Source organism: Microbacterium atlanticum (genome assembly GCF_015277815.1).
In the GTDB taxonomy this organism is placed as follows: Bacteria; Actinomycetota; Actinomycetes; order Actinomycetales; family Microbacteriaceae; genus Microbacterium; species Microbacterium atlanticum.
In genome coordinates this window covers 89,077-112,034 of the sequence record NZ_CP063813.1, presented here as the reverse complement: position 1 = coordinate 112,034, position 22,958 = coordinate 89,077, and the positions used below count along the sequence as shown (strand labels likewise).

The 22,958-nt window shown below is 71.6% G+C and carries 23 protein-coding genes and 1 pseudogene; 8 read left to right on the top strand and 16 right to left on the bottom strand.

What is annotated here, in order from left to right; all coding sequences use genetic code 11:
• Positions 1–49: 49 nt before the first annotated feature.
• A complete protein-coding gene (locus tag IR212_RS00565) occupies positions 50–937 on the bottom strand; it encodes an SDR family oxidoreductase (protein ID WP_194397113.1) in 888 nt (295 codons plus the stop codon).
• A gap of 205 nt (positions 938–1,142) precedes the next feature.
• On the opposite strand from IR212_RS00565, the gene IR212_RS00560 reads away from it, so the two are divergent.
• Positions 1,143–1,307 carry a hypothetical protein gene (locus IR212_RS00560; protein WP_194397112.1) on the top strand — a complete coding sequence of 55 codons (165 nt, stop codon included), beginning with the start codon at positions 1,143–1,145 and terminating at the stop codon, positions 1,305–1,307.
• 81 nt (positions 1,308–1,388) lie between these two features.
• On the opposite strand, the gene IR212_RS00555 is transcribed toward IR212_RS00560, so the two are convergent.
• Positions 1,389–2,168 (bottom strand): MerR family transcriptional regulator, encoded by a 780-nt coding sequence (locus tag IR212_RS00555; RefSeq protein WP_194397111.1) that lies wholly within the window; start codon positions 2,166–2,168, stop codon positions 1,389–1,391.
• 179 nt (positions 2,169–2,347) lie between these two features.
• Here IR212_RS00555 and IR212_RS00550 point away from each other — a divergent pair.
• A pseudogene (locus IR212_RS00550) lies at positions 2,348–3,193 on the top strand (DUF4097 family beta strand repeat-containing protein); the annotation flags it as partial.
• Between the two features lie 188 nt (positions 3,194–3,381).
• Positions 3,382–3,990 carry a PadR family transcriptional regulator gene (locus tag IR212_RS00545; protein WP_194397110.1) on the top strand — a complete coding sequence of 203 codons (609 nt, stop codon included), beginning with the start codon at positions 3,382–3,384 and terminating at the stop codon, positions 3,988–3,990.
• 58 nt (positions 3,991–4,048) lie between these two features.
• Here IR212_RS00545 and IR212_RS00540 read toward each other — a convergent pair whose 3' ends face one another.
• Positions 4,049–4,588 carry a universal stress protein gene (locus IR212_RS00540; RefSeq protein WP_194397109.1) on the bottom strand — a complete coding sequence of 180 codons (540 nt, stop codon included), beginning with the start codon at positions 4,586–4,588 and terminating at the stop codon, positions 4,049–4,051.
• A gap of 165 nt (positions 4,589–4,753) precedes the next feature.
• On the opposite strand from IR212_RS00540, the gene IR212_RS00535 reads away from it, so the two are divergent.
• Positions 4,754–4,951, top strand: coding sequence for a DUF3073 domain-containing protein (locus tag IR212_RS00535; protein WP_194397108.1), 198 nt, complete (start codon positions 4,754–4,756; stop codon positions 4,949–4,951).
• 175 nt (positions 4,952–5,126) lie between these two features.
• On the opposite strand, the gene IR212_RS00530 is transcribed toward IR212_RS00535, so the two are convergent.
• The 3 genes from IR212_RS00530 to purM form a co-directional block, all read right to left on the bottom strand.
• Positions 5,127–6,356: an MFS transporter gene (locus IR212_RS00530; protein WP_194397107.1), complete on the bottom strand. Its 1,230-nt coding sequence runs from the start codon at positions 6,354–6,356 to the stop codon at positions 5,127–5,129.
• A gap of 62 nt (positions 6,357–6,418) precedes the next feature.
• Positions 6,419–7,879 carry an amidophosphoribosyltransferase gene (gene purF, locus IR212_RS00525; RefSeq protein WP_194397106.1) on the bottom strand — a complete coding sequence of 487 codons (1,461 nt, stop codon included), beginning with the start codon at positions 7,877–7,879 and terminating at the stop codon, positions 6,419–6,421.
• A 34-nt stretch (positions 7,880–7,913) separates the two neighbouring features.
• Complete coding sequence (gene purM, locus IR212_RS00520) at positions 7,914–9,062, bottom strand: phosphoribosylformylglycinamidine cyclo-ligase (protein ID WP_228479404.1); 1,149 nt, start codon at positions 9,060–9,062, stop codon at positions 7,914–7,916.
• Between the two features lie 144 nt (positions 9,063–9,206).
• Between purM and IR212_RS00515 the strand changes: the two genes are divergently transcribed.
• Positions 9,207–9,818 carry a zinc-binding alcohol dehydrogenase gene (locus IR212_RS00515; protein ID WP_194397105.1) on the top strand — a complete coding sequence of 204 codons (612 nt, stop codon included), beginning with the start codon at positions 9,207–9,209 and terminating at the stop codon, positions 9,816–9,818.
• Between the two features lie 16 nt (positions 9,819–9,834).
• Here the strand turns inward: IR212_RS00515 and IR212_RS00510 are convergent, their stop codons facing one another.
• The 3 genes from IR212_RS00510 to IR212_RS00500 form a co-directional block, all read right to left on the bottom strand.
• A complete protein-coding gene (locus IR212_RS00510) occupies positions 9,835–10,179 on the bottom strand; it encodes a YtxH domain-containing protein (protein WP_194397104.1) in 345 nt (114 codons plus the stop codon).
• Between the two features lie 7 nt (positions 10,180–10,186).
• Positions 10,187–10,684 carry an MHYT domain-containing protein gene (locus tag IR212_RS00505; RefSeq protein ID WP_194397103.1) on the bottom strand — a complete coding sequence of 166 codons (498 nt, stop codon included), beginning with the start codon at positions 10,682–10,684 and terminating at the stop codon, positions 10,187–10,189.
• 104 nt (positions 10,685–10,788) lie between these two features.
• Positions 10,789–11,157, bottom strand: coding sequence for a sterol carrier family protein (locus IR212_RS00500; protein ID WP_194397102.1), 369 nt, complete (start codon positions 11,155–11,157; stop codon positions 10,789–10,791).
• 198 nt (positions 11,158–11,355) lie between these two features.
• On the opposite strand from IR212_RS00500, the gene purD reads away from it, so the two are divergent.
• Positions 11,356–12,630, top strand: coding sequence for a phosphoribosylamine--glycine ligase (gene purD / locus IR212_RS00495; RefSeq protein WP_194397101.1), 1,275 nt, complete (start codon positions 11,356–11,358; stop codon positions 12,628–12,630).
• Between the two features lie 31 nt (positions 12,631–12,661).
• Here purD and IR212_RS00490 read toward each other — a convergent pair whose 3' ends face one another.
• The 3 genes from IR212_RS00490 to IR212_RS00480 form a co-directional block, all read right to left on the bottom strand.
• The gene (locus IR212_RS00490; protein ID WP_194397100.1) at positions 12,662–13,408 is read right to left on the bottom strand and encodes a GAF and ANTAR domain-containing protein; all 747 of its coding nucleotides are present in this window, start codon (positions 13,406–13,408) and stop codon (positions 12,662–12,664) included.
• Positions 13,409–13,451: 43 nt separating this feature from the next.
• Positions 13,452–14,549 (bottom strand): fatty acid desaturase family protein, encoded by a 1,098-nt coding sequence (locus tag IR212_RS00485; protein WP_194397099.1) that lies wholly within the window; start codon positions 14,547–14,549, stop codon positions 13,452–13,454.
• A gap of 254 nt (positions 14,550–14,803) precedes the next feature.
• The gene (locus IR212_RS00480; protein ID WP_194397098.1) at positions 14,804–14,962 is read right to left on the bottom strand and encodes a hypothetical protein; all 159 of its coding nucleotides are present in this window, start codon (positions 14,960–14,962) and stop codon (positions 14,804–14,806) included.
• Between the two features lie 107 nt (positions 14,963–15,069).
• Here IR212_RS00480 and IR212_RS00475 point away from each other — a divergent pair, with 107 nt between their 5' ends.
• The gene (locus tag IR212_RS00475) at positions 15,070–16,059 is read left to right on the top strand and encodes a phosphoribosylaminoimidazolesuccinocarboxamide synthase (protein ID WP_194397097.1); all 990 of its coding nucleotides are present in this window, start codon (positions 15,070–15,072) and stop codon (positions 16,057–16,059) included.
• 76 nt (positions 16,060–16,135) lie between these two features.
• On the opposite strand, the gene IR212_RS00470 is transcribed toward IR212_RS00475, so the two are convergent.
• Positions 16,136–17,713 (bottom strand): hypothetical protein, encoded by a 1,578-nt coding sequence (locus tag IR212_RS00470; RefSeq protein ID WP_194397096.1) that lies wholly within the window; start codon positions 17,711–17,713, stop codon positions 16,136–16,138.
• Positions 17,695–18,591, bottom strand: a complete 897-nt coding sequence (locus IR212_RS00465; RefSeq protein WP_420488607.1) for an ABC transporter ATP-binding protein — start codon at positions 18,589–18,591, stop codon at positions 17,695–17,697. Before IR212_RS00465 ends, IR212_RS00470 begins: the two co-directional genes overlap by 19 nt.
• A gap of 133 nt (positions 18,592–18,724) precedes the next feature.
• Here IR212_RS00465 and IR212_RS00460 point away from each other — a divergent pair, with 133 nt between their 5' ends.
• Positions 18,725–20,071, top strand: a complete 1,347-nt coding sequence (locus IR212_RS00460) for a uracil-xanthine permease family protein (RefSeq protein WP_194397095.1) — start codon at positions 18,725–18,727, stop codon at positions 20,069–20,071.
• Between the two features lie 279 nt (positions 20,072–20,350).
• Here the strand turns inward: IR212_RS00460 and IR212_RS00455 are convergent, their stop codons facing one another.
• Both IR212_RS00455 and IR212_RS00450 read right to left on the bottom strand, forming a co-directional pair.
• Entirely contained in the window at positions 20,351–21,364 is a 1,014-nt protein-coding gene (locus tag IR212_RS00455; RefSeq protein ID WP_194397094.1) for a LacI family DNA-binding transcriptional regulator, read from the bottom strand.
• A 69-nt stretch (positions 21,365–21,433) separates the two neighbouring features.
• Positions 21,434–22,912 carry a glycoside hydrolase family 1 protein gene (locus IR212_RS00450; protein ID WP_194397093.1) on the bottom strand — a complete coding sequence of 493 codons (1,479 nt, stop codon included), beginning with the start codon at positions 22,910–22,912 and terminating at the stop codon, positions 21,434–21,436.
• Between the last annotated feature and the right edge of the window lie 46 nt (positions 22,913–22,958).

The following is a 22,958-nucleotide window of genomic DNA, read 5'->3' as shown; positions in this document are numbered from 1 at the left end:
GCTCCTTCCGTCGCCGCACCGCCCGGGTGCGGGGCCCTGCACCGCCCGGTCAGAGCGGCTTTCCGCCGGTCACCGGCACGATCGCGCCCGAGGTGTACGTCGACAGGTCGGACGCGAGGTACACGTATGCGCCGGCGAGCTCGGCCGGCTGGCCGGCGCGGCCGAGCGGGGTGTCCTGCCCGAACGACGCCAGGCGCTCCTCGTCCCACCCGGTGGCGGGGATGAGCGGCGTCCAGATCGGGCCGGGTGCGACGCCGTTGATGCGGATGCCCTTCTCGCCGAGCTCCTCGGCCAGCGCCTTGATGAGAGCGACCTGCGCGGCCTTCGTCATCGCGTAGTCGACCAGCCCCGCCGAGGGGTTGAACGCCTGCACCGACGTGGTGAGGATGATCGAGGCGCCGGGCTTCAGGTGCGGCACGGCCGCGCGCAGGGTGAAGATCTGCGCGAAGAGGTTGGTGCGGAAGACCCGCTCCATCTCCTCGGTCTCGAGCGTGTCGATGCCCTCGCGGTCCTTCTGGTACGCGGCGTTGAGCACCAGCACGTCGAGCCCGCCGAGCTCCGAGAGGGAGCGGTCGACGATGTCGGCGCAGAACTGCTCGTCGCGCAGGTCGCCGGGAAGGGTCACCGCCTTGCGGCCGGCGTCGGAGACGAGGCGGGCGGTGTCCTCGCCGTCCTCCTCCTCTTCGGGCATGTAGACCAGCGCGACGTCAGCACCCTCGCGGGCGAACGCGATGGCCACGGCCCGGCCGATGCCCGAGTCGCCGCCGGTGATGAGCGCTCGACGCCCGGTGAGGCGGTCCGATCCTCGATACGACTCCTCGCCGTGGTCGGGTTCGGGTCTCGTCTGGTCGGTGAGTCCCGGCTGCTCCTGCTCCTGCGCCGGGAAGCCTTCGTCGTGGTGCGCGGTCGTGGGGTCCTGGGGCGACGATGAACTCATACCGGCACGCTAGGCGTGCCCCGGGGCGCGCTCACGGGGGTTGACTTCCCCGCATGACGCCCCTAACGGCAGGGCTTCGGCTATCACCGGCGCCGACACGCCGTCAACCCCCTCGGGTCGCGGGCCCAGCGGTGCCACTGTGAAGACGTGCCCAGGAGGCATCCGTTGCAGACCATGCAGGGGACACGCAGAAGGAGAAGATCCCATGAACCTCGCCCTGATCATCATCATCGTCGTCGCGATCATTCTCGCGATCGTCGGCGGCCTCAACTCCGCGCTGAACTGGCTGCTGTGGGTTGCGATCATCGTCGGCATCATCGCGCTGATCGTGTGGCTGTTCCGAGTGATCAGCGGGAACCGACGAGCTTGACCCGCTTCACCAGCTGAAGACGACGGATGCCGCGGCCAAGGTCGGCCGCGGCATCCGCCTGTCTGCAGGGTCGAGGTGCGCCTACAGGTTCGCCTCCGCGTACACGCGGAGCGCGTCGCGGACGAACTCCGCGCCTGCGGTGCCTCCCGCGCTCGTCGCGTAGTTCGCGCCGAAGCGCGGATCGGCGACGTACATCTCTCCGAGGCCCAGGACGTAGCCCTTCACGTCGCCGCCCGGCGTCGCCGCGGGCGTGCCGGGGATGCCGGTGAGCCACTCCACGTGACGCTTCGCGAGCGCCTGCGCCTCGTCGCCGTCGGGCGCGATGCCCGCCTCCGCCGCCGCGATCCAGTCGCGACCGAGGTCGGAGACGCGCTCCTGCCACGCTGCCTTCTCGTCGGCGCTCATCGAGCGCCACCAGCGGTCGCTGTCGGCGTAGGCCTTCCTGCCCCAGCGCTGCTCGACCTCCTCCTTGTACTGGGTGTGGTCGAAGCCGTCGAACATGTTCTCTGCCATCAGTCGTTCACCTCCCCTCAATGCGCTGATCGTGCTCTCGACCGACGCGATCTGCCGCGCCAGCCGGTCCTGCTCCTGCCGCAGCCACGCGAGGTGGCTCTCGAGCGCGGGTGCCTCGGACGCCTCGCGGTCGAGCACCTCCCCGATCTGCGGCAGCCCCAGTCCGAGCTCGCGCAGCAGCAGGATCCGCTGCAGCCGCACGAGCGCGCCCTGGTCGTAGTAGCGGTAGCCGTTCTGACCGACGCTCGACGGCGCGAGCAGACCGATGTCGTCGTAGTGGCGCAGCGTGCGGCTCGTCGTGCCGGCGAGCTTCGCGATCTGCTGGATCGACCACTCCTGGTCCGCCATGGCCGTCTCCTCTCGTCGGTCGTGGGCGTCGCTGATCACACTAAAGGTTGACGTTGCGTCAAGGTCAAGCGGCGGTATCCGCCCGACCGGCGCAGGCTTGACAGAGTCGCGATATATCGTGTTATCCTGCCTGCACGCGATATATCGCGATTCCACCCCGATAGGCAGGAGAATCAGTCATGACCCTGGAGAAGTGGATCATCCACCCGGGCGAGACACGCGTGATCGACATCGAAGGCATCCGCGCACTCAAGGTCGGCCTCGTCGGCGGCCAGGTCGACGTCATCGCCCACGACGAGCCGGGCGTCCGCATCGAGGTGCACGACGTCACGGTGAAGGACCTCCGCATCGAGGTCACCGACGACCGCGTCGAGATCGACCACCCGCAGCTGCGCTGGGACAACTTCCTCGAGGTGTTCCGCAACTTCGGCGCCGGCGGCCCCAAGGCCGAGATCAGCGTCGCGGTCCCCCGCGACGTCGCCCTCAACCTCGGCGTCGTGAGCGCGAGCGCGCTCGTCTCGGGCCTGCAGGCCGGCGCTTCGCTCAACACCGTGTCGGGCGACATCATCGTCGACGGCCTCACCGGCGACCTCTCGGTCAACGCCGTCTCGGGCGACGTGCAGGTGCGCGGCCTCGTCGGCGGCCTCAACGCCAACAGCGTGTCGGGAGACGTCGCGGCGACCGGGTCGCTGCGCAAGGCCACCGTCGACACCGTGTCGGGCTCCGTGCTCGTCGACTCGAGCGGCGACATCGTCTCGGTCGGGCTCAACACCGTCAGCGGCAGCTCGACCGTGCGGCTGGACGAGGGCTACCCGGCGAACTACGTCATCCGCAGCGTCAGCGGCCGCGTGCAGATCGACGGCGTCGTGCGCTCGGGTCAGGGAACCGGCCCGACGACGAACTACGCCGGCTCGGTGGGCGAGCTCAGCGGCAGCTTCGCCGACGTGCGCGCCCACAGCGTCTCGGGCGACATCACCGTGCTGCGCCGCGCGTCCGGAGAGGTGACGGATGCCTCCGCCGCTGCCGCTGTCGGCTCGGCGCCGGAGTCGGCGTCGGCGTCATCAACCGCGTCGACGGCGTCGACTGGAGAGCCGGCGTCGACGCAGCCCGCGGGCCCGGCGTCAGCGCAGGACGCGACCCCGACCGCGCAGACCCCGTTCGGAGGCGACGCCCCGGCGCCGGCCGAGACCCGCACCGACCGAGAGGAGCTGTGATGGCTCCGGTCTTCTCCCACGGCGACCTGCGCCTGTACCTGCTGAACCTGCTCGACGAGGGGCCGCGCCACGGCTACGACATCATGCAGGCCCTGTCGGACCGCACCGGGGGCACGTACACCCCCAGCGCCGGCACCATCTACCCGCGTCTGGCGAAGCTCGAAGAGGAGGGTCTCGTGACCAAGACCGTCGACGGCCGCAAGACCGTCTACGCGATCACCGAGGCCGGCCACGCCGAGGTCCAGGCCCGCGCGGGCGAGCTCGAGGGCATCGAGGCGGGACTGGCCGACTCGGTGCGGCTCATTGCCGAAGAGGTGCGCGGCAGCGTGCGCGAGGCGATGAAGAGCCTGCGCGCCGATCTCGCCGCCGCCTCCCGCGAAGAGCGCGAGACCACGCCGCAGCAGCCGCGCGAGGACGACCCCCGCGTGCGCAGCCGCGAGCAGCTGCAGCGCCTGGACGCCCTCGTCAACGAGTTCCGCGCCACGCTGCGCGGCGATGTCCGCGTCCACGTCGCGCGCGGCGGGGAGCTCGCCGCCACGGTCGTCGACCAGGTCGCGAGCGAACTCGACCGCGTCGCCCGCGACGTGACGCGCGCGCTGCGCGGCTGAGCCGAGGCATCCGTCCCTGCGCCCTCCCCGCGAGGGCGCAGGGAGGCGAGCGCCGCGGTCAGGCGGGCCAGATCTCCTCGTCGTCGGGCACCGGCTCGCCGAGCGGCACCACGAGGATGGGGCGATGCTGGCGATGGGCGAGACGGGCGCCGACCGAGCCGGTGAAGAACTCGCGCACGGACTCGCCGAAGCCCCGCTTGCGGGTGCCGACCACCAGCAGCCGGGCGTCGATGTCCTCGGCGAGGTGCTTGATGGCCATCGCCGGATCGCCGACGAGCTGGCGGACGGTCCAGTCCACGTCGGAGTCGGCGAGGACGGATGCCGCGGCATCCTGCACCTTCGTCAGCTCCCCCTCGCCCGCCGCGATGTTCATGTCGATGGGCGCCGAGTGCACGTACCCGTCGGGGTCCTCGTACGTCACGAACCGGGTGACGTCGACGTGGACCACGACCAGCGGCGCCTGCAGCAGCCGGGCGTAGCGCACGGCCTCCTTGAGCACGCGCGGGGACTGGTCGGGGATCACTCCGGCGATCACCGCTCCGCGCAGGCTCGCATCACTCCTGGCGTCGACCTCCGGCTCGGATGCCTCGTCAGTCATACGTCCGCGCTCCTCCCGCACCGCCGGGCCCCGGGACAGCCGGGCCAGGGGGCTCCGTGTTATCCTGAATGCTACTCTTACCGGTTCGAAGCCGGATTCGTGAATGCCCGGGTGGCGCGGCGGAAAAGCCCGCAGAAACCCGCAACTCAAATGAGGGGGTCTCGCATGGGGCGTGGCCGTCAGAAGGCGAAGCACACCAAGATCGCCCGAGAGCTGAAGTACGACACGTACAGCGTGAACTACTCCGCACTCGAGCGCGAGCTCGGTCACCACAGTGAAGACGAGTACGTCGACAAGTGGGCCGACCAGTACAACGACGAAGACGAGGACGAGACCTCGCCCGTCTCTTCGTCCCAAGCCTGAGCACGGCGAGGCGCACCGCCTCGCCGTCCGTCGAACCGACCCCGCGTGCCGCTGCACGCGGGGTTCGACGTGCATGCGGCACAGAGCGCCGGCGCGTCACCCGGTGTGAGGCCGGTCGGCGGGGCGCGTCACCCGGCAGGATGCCGGTGGACCGGCATCCGGAACGGCCCCGCGGTCACCACGGCCCATGGCGGCGCGACCAGTCGTCCTCCACGGTGTGCGGGCGCGCCGCCACCACGCCGGCCGGGATCGCGGCGGCTACGACCAGAGCGAGCAGCAGGAGCGGGCCGGTCCACGAGTCCGTCGCATCGTGGAGGAGGCCGATGGTGAGCGGGAAGACCGCAGCGATCGCGTAGCCGCCGCTCTGCACGAACCCGCTGAGGGCGACCGTGCCTTCGTGCGTGCGTGTGCGCAGGCCGAGGAGCACCAGGACGAGGGGGAACAGCAGCGGCGGCAGGCCGATCAGCACCACCCAGAGCCACGGCGCCGCGGCGGGCGCGAGCAGCAGTCCGGCGATGCCGGCCAAGCCGGTGACGACGGCGACGCCGAAGAGCAGCCGGGTGGCGTTCCAGCGGGTGACCAGGAGCGGCACCGCGAGCGATGCCGGCAGCCCCATGAACGCGAAGAGCGCCAGCAGCACGCCCGCCGCGGCCGGGGTGACGTCCGCGATGTCGACGAGCATCCGCGGCATCCAGGCGAACGAGGTGTACGCGATCGTGCTCGAGACGGCGAATGCCACCAGCAGCGCCCACGCCAGCGGCACGTGCCACATCCGCGAGAAGACGCGCGGGTTCGCCTGCTCGATGTCGTCATCCGCGCCGTTCGCCCGACGCCGCAGCGCGAGCCCGGTCCACGGGATCATCGCGACCAGCGCGAAGACCGCCCAGAGCCCCAGCGAGATGTGCCAGTCCGCGGCATCCGCCACCGGCACGGCGAGCAGCGGCGGCACGAAGGTCGAGACGGCCATCGTGGTGGAGAACACCGTCGTCATGAGCCCGATGCGGTCGGGGAAAAAGCGCTTGACCAGCGGCGGCAGCAGGATGTTCGCCGTCCCCACTGCGGCGAAGACGAGCGCGGTGCCGGCGAGCAGCAGGGCCCAGTTCGGCGCGAGGCTGCGGGCGACGAGCCCGGTGGCGACAACCGCCATCGCGATCACCGCCAGGCGCTCGAGGCCGAGCCGGCGCTCGAGCGCGGGGGTGAGCAGCCCGAACACCGCGAAGCACACCGGAGGCGCGGTCCCGATGAGCCCGATCACGGCGGCCGGCAGGTCGAACTCCGCCGAGATGTGGTCGAACAGCGGCGACAGCGACGCGACGGCGGACCGCAGCGAGAACGCGAACAGCACGATGCCCACGAGGGCCAGGGTGCGTCCCTGCCACAGCGGGCGGGCAGGGGATGAGGTCACTCCTCCAACCCTATGACGGCGACGGATGCCTCCGGCCCACCGTCGGGTCGTCAGGTCGCCGGTCAGCTCTCCTGCGAGCCCTCCACCCAGGCGAGGTACTCGTCGGTGACGGTGCCTGTCACGTAGCGCCCGTCGAAGCAGCTCATGTCGAGGTCCTCGACGTCGGATCCCTCGAGGATCGCGGCCTTCAGGTCCTCGACCTCCTGGTACACCACGAAGTCGGCGCCGAGCTCCTGCGCGATCTGGGGAATGGTGCGACCGTGGGCGACGAGCTCGTGGCGCGAGGGCATGTTGATGCCGTAGACGTGCGGGTAGCGCACGGGCGGGGCGGCCGAGGCGAACGTGACGCTCTTGGCACCGGCATCCCGCGCCATCTGGATGATCTCCTTCGACGTCGTGCCGCGCACGATGGAGTCGTCGATGAGGAGCACGTTCTTGCCCTTGAACTCGGTCGACATCGCGTTGAGCTTCTGTCGCACGCTCTTCTTGCGCACCGCCTGCCCCGGCATGATGAACGTCCGGCCGACGTAGCGGTTCTTGTAGAAGCCCTCGCGGTACTCCACGCCGAGCTTGCGCGCCACCTGCATGGCCGCCGGCCGCGACGAATCGGGGATCGGCATCACCACGTCGATCGCCTCGCGCGGCGTGTACTTCGCGATGGTGTCGGCGAGCCGGTCGCCCATGCGCAGCCGCGCCTCGTACACCGAGATGCCGTTCATCACCGAGTCGGGCCGCGCGAGGTAGACGTACTCGAACGAGCACGGGACCAGCCGCGGATCGGCCGCGCACTGGCGGGTGTGGAGGTTGCCCTCCAGGTCGATGAAGACCGCCTCGCCGGGATCGACGTCGCGCACCACCTCGAACTCGCCGTTCTCGAGCACGAGCGACTCGCTCGTCACGACCCACTCGTAGTGCCCGTCGGCGTGCTTGCGCGTGCCGAGGATGAGCGGGCGGATGCCGAACGGATCGCGGAACGCCAGCAGCCCGTAGCCCGCGATGAGCGCGATCGCGGCGTACGAGCCCTCGACCCGCTCGTGCACGCGGGTGACCGCGTGGAACACCTGCTCCGGGTCGAGCTCGAGCCCGGAGATCGACGACTGCAGCTCGTTGGCGAGAACATTGACCAGCAGCTCGGTGTCGGAACTGGTGTTGAGATGGCGGCGGTCGCGGTGGAAGAGCTCCTGCGTGAGCTCGCGCGTGTTGGTGAGGTTGCCGTTGTGCACCAGCACGATGCCGTACGGCGCGTTCACGTAGAAGGGCTGCGCCTCCTCCTCGTTCGAGGCCGTGCCCTTGGTGGCGTAGCGCACGTGCCCGAGGCCGATCTCGCCGAGGAGCGCCCGCATGTCGCGCGTGCGGAACGACTCGCGCACCTGCCCGCGCGTCTTGTGCATATGGACGACGCCGTGACGCTCGGCCGTCGCGATGCCGGTGGAGTCCTGGCCGCGATGCTGCAGCAGGAGCAGGGAGTCGTAGATCTCCTGATTGACCGACCCGCGGCCCACCATCCCGACGATTCCGCACATGGGTGTTGCTCGCTCCGTATGTTCGGTGTGCGGCTCAGCGAGCCGTGTGGTCTGCGTACGCCCCGACGAGGCGCACCGCGCCGCCGTCGACGCCCTTGGCGCCCTGCTCCCAGTCGCCGTCAGGCCGTGCGCCGTCGCGGACGACGCCGACCTGCCAGGTGGCGATGCCGCCGCGGGAGAGAGCGGATGCCGCGGCCTCGGCCTTGTCGGCGGCCACGACGGCGAGGAAGCCGATGCCGAGGTTCCAGGTGCCCTCCGTCGACGGGAGGTCGAGGTCGCCGAGATCGGCAAGGACGCGGAACACCGCGGGCGGCGACCACGTGGCGCGGTCGACCTCGACCCACGTGCCCTGCGGCAGCACGCGGGCGAGGTTCGCGGCGATGCCGCCGCCGGTGACGTGGCTGAGGGCGTGCACACGGTCGCCGTGATCGGCGATGAGCTTCAGCAGCGGCTGGGTGTACAGGCGCGTCGGCTCGAGCAGCGCCTCGCCCCAGGTCGTGCCGAAGTCCGCGGCGTTGGCGCCGTACTGGATGCCGGCGCCGGTGACGATGTGCCGCACCAGCGAGTAGCCGTTGGAGTGCAGGCCCGAGCTCGCGAGCGCCAGCACCACGTCGCCGTCGCGCACCCGCTCGGCGCCCAGCACGCGGTCGGCCTCGACGATGCCGGTCGCCGCGCCGGCGACGTCGTAGTCGTTGACGCCGAGAAGTCCGGGGTGCTCGGCGGTCTCGCCGCCGACGAGGGCCGTGCCGGTCTCGGCGCAGCCGGCGGCGATGCCGCGGACGATGTCGGCGATGCGCTCGGGGAAGACCCTGCCGCACGCGATGTAGTCGGTCATGAACAGCGGCTTCGCGCCGACCACGACGATGTCGTCGACGACCATGCCGACCAGGTCCTGCCCGATGGTGTCGTGCTTGTCGATGGCCTGCGCGATGGCGACCTTCGTGCCGACGCCGTCGGTGCTGGTGGCCAAGAGCGGCCGGTCGTAGGCCTTGAGCGCAGCGGCGTCGAAGAGGCCCGCGAATCCGCCGACGCCGCCGAGCACCTCGGGCCCGTGGGTGCGGCGCACGGCCGACTTCATCAGCTCCACGGCGAGGTCGCCGGCGGCGGTGTCGACGCCGGCAGCGGTGTACGGGTTCACCGGCTGTTCGGGGCGTGAGAGGGCGTCGCGTTCAGAGGAGGCCACGGCTACCAGCCTACCGGCGGCCCGGATGAGCGGATGCCGCACCCTGGCGCTGTTACGGCGGGGGAGGCATCCGTCCCCCGGCCTGCCGGGAGGCGCCCGCGCTGCTCCGGCCGCGACGTCGGCGGGCGGATCTACAATGGCGGCATGGGCGGCGCCGGTTCACCGGAATGGCTGATCCGCGAGGACGCAGGTCAGCCGGTTCTTCTCGCCCTCTATCTGCGACAGGTGCTCGGAATCCGCTCCCCGGACGAGCTGCCGCATCTGCGCGGCATCCCCCCGCGCGCCAACGATCGCTCCGACGAGGCGCAGGCGGTGCTCGAGCGGCAGTGGCGGGAGTTCTGGGCCATGACGGTCGAGCCGCAGGCGCACCCGTCGCCCGTGCCGCTCGACCTCGTCGACGGCTTCGACACCGCGCTCGCCCTGCCTGTCGATGGGTGCGACGAGCTGCGCTACGCCTTCACCCCGCATGCCGCCGACGCGATGGCGTTCGCCCGGGCGGCCCACGACCGCTACCGCAGAGAGGCCTCGCACAGCACCGGCACGGCCTACCGCGCGTATGCGGGGGCGATCGCCGAGCACGAGCGGCAGGTCGGCCGCCGGGCGCACTCGTTCGAGCTCAACGTGCAGGTGCTGCCGCTGAACCAGCGGGGCGTGTGGTGGATCGGCTCCCTCACGATCGCCGTCACCGACGGCCTGCGCGGAGACGTCGCGGCGTTCGACGCCGCGATCCACCCGATCATCGCCGAGCTGGCCTGACGCCCGGCGGCCGGGCTCAGCGCGCGGCGTCGTCGCTGGACGGGGGATCGACCTGCACCGACGCGTGGTCGACCGACACCTCGCGGGTGTGGCGACGCGACCGGCGGTCGAGGAGAAGGGCGACGAGGGCGCCGATCGCGATGCCGATGGGCGCGCAGATCAGCGCGAGGAATCCGAACACCTGGGTCTGCGCGTACTCGACCCCGGTGTTGGGGCTGACCTGGGACGTGCCGTCGAAGGCGAACGTGAGGATCATCGCCACGAAGACGCCGAGTGCGGCGCCGGCGATGAGGAAGACCGAGATCTTGGGGGCCCGCCGCACCCGCAGCGTCTCGACGCGATCCTGGCTGTGCTCGGGCATGCCTCCATTATCCCTTCGGCAGGCGGCCGCTCGGGTCGTCCGTCGCGGGCAGGTGCGGTCCGGAGCCCTCGCCCCGCTCGGCCTCGATGATCTCGCGATCGCGCACCCACTGCGGCACGTCGTCGGTGACCGGCGAGACGAGGTCGTCGCTGAGGCTCGTGGAGTGCTCGGCGATCGCGGGGCGGTCGCGGCTGCCGACGACACGGTCGAGCACGATGACGATGAGGCCCGCGACGAGGAGCCCGAAGCCGACGCAGACGACGGCCATGACGCCGAACACCCGGAGGAACCCCGAGGCGCCGGTGGAGAGCGGCCCGCCCGGCTCCTCCGAGAAGGCGGCCATCGCGGTGAGGACGCCCGCCGCGACGACGCCGAACACGATGCCCGAGATCATGATGCGGCCGATGCGCGGGGCGCGCCGGATCCCGACGGACTCCCACTCCTCGTGGATGACGTGCTCGTCAGGGTCGTCGTCGCCGGCTGCGCCGGTGCGCGCGCGGGTCATGGTGCCATTGTCCCACCGCTGCGCCTGGGCGGCTCGGGCGGTTCGCCGGTGCCGGGGGCCGTGGCTGGGGGCGCAGCGGCCCGTGGGTCGGGACGGCGGGCCGGTTAGGGGCGCAGCGGCAGCAGGTGCGAGATGTCGGCGCGCGTGCCCGATGCGACGATGCGGCCGGCGGTCGCGGCATCCGTCCAGTGCTCCGCCCCCGTCGCCACCGCGATCCAGGTCGCGGGGTCGGTCTCGACGACGTTCGGCGGCGTGCCCCGGGTGTGACGGGGCCCCTCGACGACCTGCACGGCGCCGAACGGCGGCACGCGCACCTCGACGGAGTTGCCCGGGGCCTTCTCGGCGAGAAGCTGCAGCAGGAAGCGCACCGCGGTCGCCTTGTCGGCGCGCGACGCGGGGACGGGTGTCGCGGCCGCCGCCGCGACCGCGTCCAGCGCCGCGCGGCCGTCGTCGGTCGAGATCCTGCGTGCCACGCCTCCACGCTACGCGTGAAACCCCAGGCAGGAATCGCCGAATCCGCTGTCAGGAGGCCGGCGACCGCACGTCTGCCCGGTTCTTTCTCGCGAACCTGCCGCGGCCGGGTCGCCCGGTCGAGGACTCGGGGAATGCGGCTGCCGGAGGTGGGTGGAGCGCCCGAAACGCCCGGAAGGGCCGCCGCTAGGCTGGAACGCGTGAAGATCCTGGTTCTCGGCTCGGGCGCGCGCGAGCACGCCATCATCCTGGCGCTGCGGTCCGAGGAGGCCGAGCACGAGATCTTCGCCGCCCCCGGCAACGCCGGCATCGCGCAGGACGCGCAGCTGGTCTCACTCGACGCCAACGACCCGGTCGCCGTCACCGACTTCGCGATCGAGAACGACATCGCGCTCGTCGTCATCGGCCCGGAGGCTCCCCTCGTCGCCGGGGTCGCCGACGCCGTGCGGGAGCGGGGCATCCCGGCGTTCGGGCCCGGCAAGGCGGCGGCTCAGCTCGAGGGCTCGAAGGCGTTCGCCAAGCGCATCATGGAGGCCGCGGGCGTCCCCACCGGGCGCGCGGTGCGGGCCTACTCGCGCGGCGAGGTCGAGTCGGCGTTGGACCAGCTCGGCACCCCGTACGTCGTGAAGGCCGACGGGCTCGCCGCCGGCAAGGGCGTGATCGTCACCTCCGACCGCGACGCGGCGCTCGCCCACGCCGACGAGTATCTCCCCTCCGGCCCGGTGCTGGTCGAGGAGTACCTGGACGGCGCCGAGGTCTCGCTCTTCTTCCTCAGCGACGGCGACCACGTGCTCCCCCTGAGCCCCGCGCAGGACTACAAGCGCCTGCTCGACGGCGACGAGGGCCCGAACACCGGCGGCATGGGTGCGTACTCGCCGCTGCCGTGGCTCGACGGCCGGTTCGGCAGCGAGCAGGAGTTCGTCGACCTCGTCACCCGCGACATCGCCGAGCCCGTGATCCGTCAGCTGGATGCCGAGGGCACGCCGTTCATCGGACTCCTCTACGCGGGCCTCATCCTCACCGACGGCGGCGTCAAGGTGATCGAGTTCAACGCCCGCTTCGGCGACCCCGAGACCCAGGTGGTGCTCCCCCGCTTGGTCGACCCGCTGTCGGAGCTGCTGCTGGCCGCGGCATCCGGAACGCTCGAAGATCTGCCGCGCCCCGCCTTCGCCACCGACGTCGCCGTCACGGTGGTGCTCGCCAGCGAGGGCTACCCCGCGGCGCCGGTGACCGGTCGGGCACTCACCGGGCTGCGCGAGGCGTCGGACGTCCCCGGTGTGCACCTCGCCCACGCCGCCACCGCCGAGACCGACGGCGGGCTCGTGGCCACCGGCGGCCGCGTGCTGAACGTGGTCGGAGTCGGCACGACGTTCATGGAGGCGCGCGAGCGCGTCTACCGCGCGCTCGGCCAGATCGAGCTGGAGGGCGGTCACCACCGCACCGACATCGCCGCGCGCGTCGCCGCCGGCCTGTGAGGCAGCGCCCGCGTCGGCGGCTCGGGCTCGCCTAGAACTGGGGCGTGCCGGGGCTCCCCGAGGGACCGCCCGCGCCTGCCGAGCCGGCGATCAGCTCACGGGCGACCTCGGAGATCCGCGCGCGGCTGTCGCGGGCACGCGCGCGCAACCGGCGGAAGGCCTCGTCCATGTCGACGTTCTCGGCGGTCGCGATCACGCCTTTCGCCTGCTCGATCACCACGCGGCTCTCGAGCGCACGCTGCAGCTGCTCGCGCGCCAGCGTCTGCTCCTTCAGCGACCGCTCGTGGAGGATGCTGATCGTCGCGACGTCGGCAAGCCCCTGCGCGGCCTTCATGTCGGCCGCGGAGACGGGTGCGTCGTGGTCGAAGAAGAGGTTGAGCGACCCCAGTCGATCGTCGCGCAGGCGCATCGGCACCGCCAGCACGGATTCGTAGCCGAGCTCTCGCACCGACGCGGCGAAGCGGGGCCAGGACGCGTAGATCGGCGCCCAGCCGTGCACGGCGACGATCCGACCCGTCCGGCAGGCGTCCACGCACGGGCCCTCGTCGGCGGCGAGCTGCATGAGGCCGATGAGGTGGCTGCGCTCGCTGGACGCCGCGACGACCTCGAGCCGGCCCTGCCCGTCAGTCAGCAGGATCCCGGCGTCGGTGGCGTCGAGCAGGTCGCGGCTCAACTCCGACAGCGTGCTGAGGAGGTCGACGACGTCGTACTCTGCGACGAGCGTGTCGGCGAGGTTCACGAAGGCGTCGACGAGTGCGCCCTCCCGGCCGGCTTCCATGTCGACGCGAGTCTAGGGCGCCCCGCCCGCGTGCGACAGCGGGTCACACCGCAGCCCGCTGCTGCAGCAGCGGGCACTCGAAGGGATCGCGCTCCCCGAGCCCGACGCGATTGATGTAGCGCGTGACGATCCGGTAAGACTCGACGAGCCCGGTCTCGGTGTACGGCACTCCGCGCGACCGGCAGTACTCCTTGATCGCGCCCGACGCCCGCCGCAGATGCGGCCGCGGCATGGACGGGAAGAGGTGGTGCTCGATCTGGTAGTTGAGGCCGCCCATCACCGTGTCGAGCAGCCGGTTGCCGCGGATGTTGCGGCTCATGAGCACCTGCCGCCGCAGGAAGTCGAGTTTGACGGATGCCGGCACCATCGGCATCCCCTTGTGGTTCGGCGCGAACGACAGGCCCATGTAGACCCCGAAGACCCCCAGCTGGACGGCCAGGAACACCGCCGCGATCCCCGGCGAAAGCACGAGGAAGACGAGCGTCAGATAGCCGCCGATCCGCACCGCGAGGAACGCGATCTCGACGGCGCGGTGGCGCAGCGGCTCGCGTGAGAGCACTCGGCGCACGCTCGACGCGTGGAGGGACAGGCCCTCCAGCAGCAGGATCGGGAAGAAGAACACGCCCTGATGAGCCATGATCCACGTGAGCACCGGCCCGGACCTCCGCGCGCGACGGTCGGCCTGTTCCGGGGTGACCGACACGACCGGAAGCTCGATGTCGGGATCGGAGCCCACCTTGTTGGGGTTGGCGTGGTGCCGGGTGTGCTTGTGCTGCCACCACCCGTAGCTCATGCCGACCAGGAGGTTGCCCAGGACCATCGACGTCCAGTCGTTCCACCGGCCCGAGACGAAGATCTGCCGATGAGCGGCGTCGTGTCCCAGCATCGCGATCTGGGTGAACAGGATGGCGAGCGCGGCCCCCGTGAACAGCTGCCACCAGGTGTCGCCGATGAGGACGAACCCGGTGATCGCGGCTGCCAGGACCACGACGGCGCCGATGAGCTTCGTCCAGTAGTAGCCGTAGCGGCGGCGCATCAGGCCGCTCGCGGCGATCATCTTCGCGAGGCCCGTGAAGTCGTTGGGTGCGCGGTCCGTGCGGGCGACGGTGCTGCGGATGCCGGTGCCGGAGTGTGCGGGCATGTGATCGACCTCGATCCTCATCAGGCCGCACCATCGTGCAGGCCGCCGCGTCGAGGTCCAGGACGCGCTCTCAGGCTACGCCCGCCGACGATGGGGGAGGGCGGCTCGCGGCCACTTCACAGGCGCGGCTCGCCTCCCGCTTGACAGACGGACGCCGGCGTCGCGAGCTTGGGGAGACTGGCGAGCCGGCGTCCGGATGACGCCGGGGATCTGTGCGATCCGGACCGGCGTCCGGAGAACCTGAGCTGGGGGACTCAGGTCTGACGACGTATGAAGCGCATCAGCCACGCGATCACCGCGATGACGACGATCACCAGGCCGATCCACAGCAGGAACTGGACCGCCTCGACGAAGACGCCCAGCAGCAGCAGGACGATTCCGATGATCAGCAGGGTCACTGCGAGTCCGGTCATGTCCTCCATCCTTCGCTCGCGCGCGGCGCGGGCCAAGCTCTTGACAACCGCGCTCAGCGGGTCTAGCCGCCGCACGCCGCGGATCGGGCCTCCGGGATAATGGGCGGGTGACGGACTCCACCCCCACCTCCCTCGACCTGCCCGGCTGGCGCCACGTCTACTCCGGGAAGGTGCGGGACCTGTACGTCCCCGACGACGCCGCGACGGCCGGCGGCGACGCGACCGGCGCACCCGCCGAGCGCATGCTCGTCGTCGCCAGCGACCGGGTCAGCGCCTTCGACCACGTGCTCTCGCCCGGGATCCCCGGCAAGGGCACGCTCCTCACCACCCTCAGTCTGTGGTGGTTCGACCGTCTCGCCGGCGCGGACGGCGGGCGCGGCATCCCGAACCATCTCGCCGCCTCGCACACGCTCACGCTCGGCGGCGACGGCGAGGCGAACACGCCCGACGACCTGCAGAGCCTGATTCCGGATGCCGTCATCGGGCGCTCCATGATCGTGAAGGGTCTCGACATGCTGCCGGTCGAATGCGTCGTGCGCGGCTACCTCACCGGATCCGGCTGGGCCGAGTACCGCGAGAGCGGCACGGTGTGCGGCATCGCGCTGCCGGAGGGGCTGACCAACGGCGACCGGCTGCCCGAGCCGATCTACACGCCCGCATACAAGGCCCCGCTCGGCGAGCACGACGAGAACATCTCGTTCGCGCGCACCGTCGAGCTCGTCGGCGCCGAGCGCGCGGCCGAACTGCGCGACCTCTCCCTCGAGATCTACGCGCGTGCCGCGCGCACCGCCGAGGCGCACGGCCTCATCCTCGCCGACACGAAGTTCGAGTTCGGCGTCGACGCCAACGGCGTGCTGACCCTCGCCGACGAGGTGCTCACGAGCGACTCGTCGCGGTACTGGGATGCCGCGGCCTGGGCCTCGGGCACCACCCCGGAGGAGCGCATGGCGAGCTTCGACAAGCAGATCGTGCGCGACTGGCTCGCCGCGAACTGGGCGCCGCCGCGCGAGGGCGAGCCGCCGGCACTCCCCGACGACATCGTCGAGCGCACCGCGGCCCGCTACCGAGAGCTGCTGGAGCGCCTCACCGCCGCCTGACCTGGGCGCCACCCGGGAATCACGGGGTGAGTCAGGTGTGCCGTCCGCGCACGCCCGAGCCCGAGGCATCCGTCCGTCACGCGTTCTTCATCGCCTTCAGCCGCGCGAGCAGCCTCGGGCCGGTGCGATCGAGCGTCGACCCGCCGACGAGGATGCCGGCGATGAGGATCCCGGTGCCGAGCACGATGCCGACAGCGCAGGCGATCGCACTCAGCACGGCGTCGCCGGTGAAGAACGCGACGGTGCCCATGATGCCCGCGGGCGCCGACAGGGCGACGGCGACCAGCCAGATGCCGAAGAACGCCAGTCCCTGCAGGAAGGTCGTGCCGGGCACCCGCTTGAACGGGTTGTCGCCGGATGCCGCCACCGGCACGACGAAGAACGCCGACGTGACCGCGCAGACGCCGTAGCAGGTGAGGAGGATGCCGACGGCCATGCCGAGGATGCCGGGGAACAGGCTCCACTCCCCCGAGAACGCGAAGGGCAGGATCGCCGCCAGCAGCACGAGCGGCAGGGAGACGGCGGCGGCGCCGAGGCTGCGCCCGAGCCGGTCCGCGCGCCCCGGAGCGCCGGTGGCGAGCTCGGTGCCGTACGCGGTGCCGTCGTACGAGATGTCGGCGTACACCACGATCCCGATCACGATCGCGATGATCGGGCCGGAGAACGACAGCGCCACCAGCGGATCGCCCTCGCGCGCGTAGAACCACAGCAGCACCGGAACGAGCGGCGCCCCGATCAGCTGGCGGAGGTAGCGGGGGTCGCGGGTCCAGTACGTCAGCGATCGCGCGAAGACCGCGCCGGCGGCACCGGTCGGCACACGGCCGAACCATCCGAGCGACCCCGGGCGCACGGCGGCCGCCGAGGTGTGCCGCGGGCGGGAGAGCGAGCGGCCGAGCGCGGCGCGCCACAGCAGCCACAGCACGCCCAGGGTCGCCACCGCGATCAGCAGCCGGACGCCTGCCCCGGCGAGGTCGCCCGCGGCGGCGGCAGCGGGGACGGCCCAGGCCGCTGCGACGGGAGTCCAGCCCAGGAGGGGGATCAGCTCGACGAGCGTGTCGGCGTTCACCGCGAACCCGCTCGCGACGCCGACGATGATCGGCCCGGCGAGGATCAGCGGGATGAAGATCAGGATGCCCGCCACCTCGCGGAAGCGCCGACCGCTGCCCAGCCCGGCCGCGAGCGTCGCGACGGTGCGTGACGCGACGACCGCCGTGAGGACGGCGACCGGCGTGCTCACGGCCCAGGCCACGATCGCGGCGGGCCAGTGCACCCAGGTCGCGACCGTCGCGAGCGCGGCCAGCGACGTGATGATGCCCGGGATGCCGCTCACCGCTGCCACCGTGAGCGCGACCATCATGCGCGGGAGCGTCATGGGGAAGACGACCAGGCGGTCGGGGTCGAGCGTCGTGTCGATGCCGAACGCCACGAGCGGGACGAGCGCCCAGCCGAGGGTCACCAGCGACCCCGCGCCCACGACGACGACCGACGCCGTCGCGAGGCCGGCGAAACCGAGCAGCACCAGTCCGACGGTGATCGCCGCCAGCACGCCCAGGCCGTAGAGTGCGCCGAGGAGGAAGCCGACGAGCTGCCAGGGACTTCGCGCGAGCTGATTGCCGAGCACCCGGAAGCGCAGCCTCAGGAGCGTCGCAACCATTCCGGCCCTTCCGTGTGGCGGCGTCCGCCGACGAGCTCGACGAAGCGGTCCTGCAGCGACTGGCCGGCCCGCACCTCCTCGACGCTGCCCGCGACGAGGAGCCGCCCGGCGGCGACGATCGCCACGTGGTCGCACATGCGCTGCACGAGATCCATCGAGTGGCTGGAGATGATGACGCTTCCACCGCCGGCGACGTAGCCGGTGAGGATGTCCTGGATGTTCGCCGCCGACACCGGATCCACCGACTCGAACGGCTCGTCGAGAACCAGCAGGCGCGGCGCATGCACCAAGGCGCAGGCGAGCGCGATCTTCTTGGTCATGCCGGCCGAGTAGTCGACGACCATCGTGCCCGCGGCATCCGTCATGTCCATCAGCGCGAGCAGGTCGGCGGTGCGCTCGGCGATCTCGTCGCGCGGCACGCCGAACAGGAGCCCGTTGTAGGTGACGAGCTGCTCGCCGGTCAGGCGGTCGAAGAGCTTCACGCCGTCGGCGAGGTTGCCGAGCATGCGCTTGGCCGCGACCGGGTCGCGCCACACGTCCACGCCGTGGACGAGCGCCCGCCCGGCATCCGGCGCCAGCAGGCCCGTCGCCATCGACAGCGTCGTCGTCTTGCCGGCGCCGTTCGGCCCGACGAGGCCGTAGAACGACCCCGACGGCACGCGCAGGTGCAGATCGGCGACCGCGACCTTCTCGCCGAACCGCTTGTGCAGCCCGATGAGCTCGAGCGCGGCGTCGGGCGCGGGGCCGGCTGCGGCGGGGGAAGTGTCGGGTGCCGGGGTGGCGTCGGAGGTTGTGCGGGGTACCGAGGTCGTTGCGCCGGGCGCGGGGGCGGGTTCGGATGCTCGGGCGGGCGTCGGGGGGATCGCGGGGTCGGTCACGTCTCTCCGTCCGTCGAGGGCCCGGGTGCGAACCGGGGCCCCCAGCCTTTCGGATGCCGCGGGGCCGGGGCAACTCGGCCCCCGCCGATCGCTAGGGTGATGGACGCACCCTCACCCCGAGCAAGGAGCGCGCATGCCTCTGTGGACCCTGCACGGCAACGGCCGGACCGTCGAGCCCGGCACCGTGGTCAAGCCCGAGGAGCGGCTGAACTGGCCCGCCACCGTCGCGATCGGCGCGCAGCACGTCGTCGCGATGTTCGGCGCGACGTTCCTGGTGCCGGTGCTCACCGGCTTCCCGGTGTCGACGACGCTGCTCTTCTCGGGCCTGGGGACGCTGCTGTTCCTGCTCATCACGAAGAACCGCCTCCCCAGCTACCTCGGGTCGTCGTTCGCGTTCATCGCGCCGGTGACCGCCGCGACGGCGTCGCAGGGCATGGGCTCCGCCCTGGCCGGCATCGTGGCGGTGGGCGTCCTCCTCGCCCTCGTCGGGTTCGTGGTGCAGTTCGCGGGTCTGCGCTGGATCGAGAAGCTGATGCCGCCGGTGGTCGCCGGTGCGATCGTGGCGCTCATCGGGTTCAACCTCGCGCCGGTGGCATGGGACAGCTACCAGCAGGCGCCCCTGACGGCGACGATCACGCTCGTCGCCGTGATCCTGTTCAGCGTGCTGTTCCGCGGGTTCCTCGGCCGCATCTCGATCTTCCTCGGGGTGATCGTCGGCTACCTCGTGGCGCTGGTGCGCGGCGAGGTCGACTTCACGGCGGTCAACGAGCTCGTCGCCGAAGGCCAGTGGGTCGGGCTCCCGACGTTCCACCTCGCCGACTTCGGCTCTCCGGGCACGTGGAGCGTCATCGCGATGTTCCTGCCGGTCGTGCTCGTGCTCATCGCCGAGAACGTGGGCCATGTGCGCGGCGTCGCCACCATGACCGAGGCATCCGTCAACCAGTACACCGGTCGCGCGCTCATCGCCGACGGCGCGGCCACCGTGCTCGCCGGCACCTTCGGCGGCTCGGGCACGACGACGTACGGCGAGAACATCGGCGTGATGGCCGCCACCCGCGTGTACTCCACCGCGGCGTACTGGGTCGCCGGCACCTTCGCGATCCTGCTCTCGCTGTCGCCGGTGGTCGGCGCGGTGTTCAACTCGATCCCCGCCGGTGTGCTCGGCGGCGTGACGACCGCGCTGTACGGGCTCATCGGCATCATCGGCATCAAGATCTGGGTCGACAACCGCGTGGACTTCTCGCGCCCGGTGAACCAGTACACCGGCGCCGTCGCGCTCGTCATCGCGATCGCGGGGTTCACGATGCAGTGGGGCGATTTCCAGCTCGGTGCGATCGTGCTCGGCGCGGCGGCCGCGCTGCTGATCTACCACGTGGGCAACGCGATCGCCCGCTGGCGCCGGACGGGCGCCGACGACGGCGGTCCCATCCCGGCGGTCGGGCAGCTCGGCGGCGATCCCCAGGACGCCGCAGCCCGCTGACCCGCGTGCCCTGGCGCCGCCATCCCCGGTGCGGTGGCGGCGTTGCGCCGAAACGCGGCGTCGGCGCCCGCCGAACCGGGGCGTCGGGGCCGCCGAAACGGGGCGTTCCGGCCGAGCCAGGGGACGACACCCCAGGTCTCGGCCGAAACCCCCGGTCTCGGCGGGCGCTCTCGCCGCGGCGGCATCCGGTAAGCCCCCGGTCTCGGCGGGCGCTCCCCGCCGCGGCGGCATCGGGCAAACCCCGGTCTCGACGGGCTCGCCGGCCCGACGGGGCGGGGCTCAGACCGACTCGCGTACCACGAGCTCCGTCTCGAGGATCGTGACGTGCCGCGGATGCCTCCCCGCCAGGAGGTCGATGAGCACCGACGCCATGCGCTCCCCCTGCTGGAACGAGGGCTGGCGCACCGTCGTCAGCTGCGGGGTGACCGACGTGGCCACCGGGGAGTCGTCGAACCCGACGATCGCGACGTCCTCGGGCACCCGGAGGCCCTCTTGCGCCAGCACCGTGAGCGCACCCCGGGCCATGAGGTCGCTGGCCACGAAGACGGCATCCGGCGCGGCGCCCGAGGCGAGGATCCGGCGCATCGCGTCGGCCCCGCCGTCGGCGGTGAAGTTGCCGTCCTCGACCGCGACCTCGTCGAGGCTCCACGCGGCGAGCGCGTCGCGATACCCCTGCACGCGGTCCACGCCGGCGGGCATGTTGCGCGGACCGGTGATCGTGGCGATGCGGCGGCGGCCGTTCTCGATCAGGTACACCGTCGCGTCGTACGCGCCGCGGACGTTGTCGACGTCGACGTAGTAGTCGCGCTCCCGCTCGCGCGCGGGCCGACCGCCGTAGACGACGGGCACGACGCTGGCGATGCGGTCGATGAAGGTGTCGCTGGTGTGGTGCGACACCACGATCGCGCCGTCCACCGCGCCGCTGCGGACGTAGCTGGTCGTCTTGTCGCCGGGGTCGTCGCTGGCGATGAAGAGGTTGAGCACGTAGTCCGAGCGGCTGAGCCGCGAGTTGATGCCCGACACGATCGCAGCGAAGAACGGGTCGCCGAAGAACCGGGTGGTGTCTTCGGGCACGATGAGCGCGACGGCGTGCGTCTTGTGGCTGGCGAGGGAGCGCGCGGCGCGGTTGGGGACGTAGTTGAGCTCGGCGATCGCCCGCTGCACCGACTCCAGCGCCTCGGGGCTCACCGCCGTCGAACCGTTCACCACGCGCGAGACCGTCGACCGCGACACGCCCGCCGCGGCGGCGACCTCCTCGATCGTCACCGCCGATCGCATCGTCTCGGTACCCATCTGTCCCTCCCCCCGGATGCTACGGCACGCCGTGGACCACGGCGACGCGGCGACGCGGCATCCCACCCGTCATGACGGGACGGACGCGACCTCGGCGTTGCCCGGCGCGAGCGCACGGGCGGCGATGATGCGGCGGTACTCGCGCGCGCTGTCCTTCAGCGTGCGCTCCTGGGTGTCGTAGTCGACGCGCACGATGCCGAAGCGCTTCTCGTAGCCCCACGCCCACTCGAAGTTGTCCAGGAGCGACCAGTAGAAGTACCCGCGCACGTCGACGCCGGCCTCGGCCGCATCGAGGATCGCGTCGAGGTGGCCGCGCAGGAACTCGACGCGGTCGGCGTCGTGCACCCGCTTCTCGCCGTGCTCGACGACGAGCTCGTCGTCGTAGGCCGCGCCGTTCTCGGTCACGTAGAGCACCGTGCCCGCGGGCTGGGCGTACTCGTCCCACACGCGGCGCAGCAGCGTGGTGAGCCCCTCGGGCTGCACCTCCCACTGCATCGGCGTGCGGGGAAGCCCGCGCTCGTGCCAGAAGATGCCCTCATGCGACGGGAACGGCGAGCGCCCGGGACGATCGGTGGGCGCGTCGCCGCCGACGGGCGGGTTCACCGGCTCGTGCCCGCCGACGTACTCGCCGTGGTAGTAGTTCACCCCGAGCGTGTCGATGGGCGTCGCGATGGCCTCGAGGTCTCCCGGGCGGACCGCGGCCTCCCAGGCGGCGACGGCCGCGGCATCCACCTTCCGGAAGTCCTCGACGATGTCTGCCGGGTACTGCGCGCGGAAGATCGGGTCGAGGAACCAGCGGTTGAACTGGCCGTCGATGCGGCGGGCGGCGTCGACGTCGGCGGGATCGGCCGCGTCCACGGGGTCGGCGACGGTGAGGTTCAGCGTGATGCCGAGGTTCAGCGACTCGTCGCGGGCGCGCAGTTCGCGCACCGCCTGGCCGTGACCGAGCAGCAGGTGGTGCGCCGCGAGCACGCCCTCCTCGACGCTGTAGTGCCCGGGGGCGTGCAGGCCCGCCGTGTAGCTGAGGAACGACGAGCACCACGGCTCATTGAGTGTCGTCCACACGTTCACCCGGTCGCCGAGCGCGTCGTGCATCGTCAGCGCGTACTCGGTGAACAGGTCGGCGGTGTCGCGGTTCGCCCAGCCGCCCGTGTCCTGCAGGGCCTGCGGCAGGTCCCAGTGGTACAGCGTCAGCCACGGCAGGATGCCGGCGCCGAGCAGCTCGTCGACCAGGCGCTTGTAGAAGTCGACGCCCTGCGCGTTGACCGGGCCCCCGTCGGGGCGCACGCGTGACCACGACGTCGAGAAGCGGTACGTCTGCAGCCCGAGGTCCTTCATGAGCGCCACGTCATCGCGGTAGCGGTGGTAGTGATCGCACGCCACATCGCCGTTGTCGCCGTTGATGACGGCGCCCGGCACCCGGCAGAAGGCGTCCCAGATCGAGTCCCGGCGGCCGTCCTGGTGGGCGGCCCCCTCGATCTGGAAGGCGGCGGTCGCGGCGCCGAACAGGAAGTCCGGCGGGAAGGCGCGCGGGATCGCGGTCGTCATGAGGGGAGAGTCCTCTCTCGCAAAGCGTTGATGTCAGGATGTCGCA

Bases quoted from the DNA above. Each gene is read 5' to 3' on its own strand.
- IR212_RS00460 (WP_194397095.1), top strand. From the start codon at position 18,725: ATGCCTCTGTGGACCCTGCACGGCAACGGCCGGACCGTCGAGCCCGGC.
- IR212_RS00490 (WP_194397100.1), bottom strand. From the start codon at position 13,408: ATGGAAGCCGGCCGGGAGGGCGCACTCGTCGACGCCTTCGTGAACCTC.
- IR212_RS00565 (WP_194397113.1), bottom strand. From the start codon at position 937: ATGAGTTCATCGTCGCCCCAGGACCCCACGACCGCGCACCACGACGAA.
- IR212_RS00510 (WP_194397104.1), bottom strand. From the start codon at position 10,179: ATGCCCGAGCACAGCCAGGATCGCGTCGAGACGCTGCGGGTGCGGCGG.
- IR212_RS00560 (WP_194397112.1), top strand. From the start codon at position 1,143: ATGAACCTCGCCCTGATCATCATCATCGTCGTCGCGATCATTCTCGCG.
- IR212_RS00540 (WP_194397109.1), bottom strand. From the start codon at position 4,588: ATGACTGACGAGGCATCCGAGCCGGAGGTCGACGCCAGGAGTGATGCG.
- IR212_RS00480 (WP_194397098.1), bottom strand. From the start codon at position 14,962: ATGACCGGACTCGCAGTGACCCTGCTGATCATCGGAATCGTCCTGCTG.
- IR212_RS00450 (WP_194397093.1), bottom strand. From the start codon at position 22,912: ATGACGACCGCGATCCCGCGCGCCTTCCCGCCGGACTTCCTGTTCGGC.
- IR212_RS00470 (WP_194397096.1), bottom strand. From the start codon at position 17,713: ATGGTTGCGACGCTCCTGAGGCTGCGCTTCCGGGTGCTCGGCAATCAG.
- IR212_RS00485 (WP_194397099.1), bottom strand. From the start codon at position 14,549: ATGCCCGCACACTCCGGCACCGGCATCCGCAGCACCGTCGCCCGCACG.
- purF (WP_194397106.1), bottom strand. From the start codon at position 7,879: ATGTGCGGAATCGTCGGGATGGTGGGCCGCGGGTCGGTCAATCAGGAG.
- IR212_RS00555 (WP_194397111.1), bottom strand. From the start codon at position 2,168: ATGGCGGACCAGGAGTGGTCGATCCAGCAGATCGCGAAGCTCGCCGGC.
- IR212_RS00455 (WP_194397094.1), bottom strand. From the start codon at position 21,364: ATGGGTACCGAGACGATGCGATCGGCGGTGACGATCGAGGAGGTCGCC.
- IR212_RS00535 (WP_194397108.1), top strand. From the start codon at position 4,754: ATGGGGCGTGGCCGTCAGAAGGCGAAGCACACCAAGATCGCCCGAGAG.
- IR212_RS00545 (WP_194397110.1), top strand. From the start codon at position 3,382: ATGGCTCCGGTCTTCTCCCACGGCGACCTGCGCCTGTACCTGCTGAAC.
- IR212_RS00515 (WP_194397105.1), top strand. From the start codon at position 9,207: ATGGGCGGCGCCGGTTCACCGGAATGGCTGATCCGCGAGGACGCAGGT.
- IR212_RS00505 (WP_194397103.1), bottom strand. From the start codon at position 10,684: ATGACCCGCGCGCGCACCGGCGCAGCCGGCGACGACGACCCTGACGAG.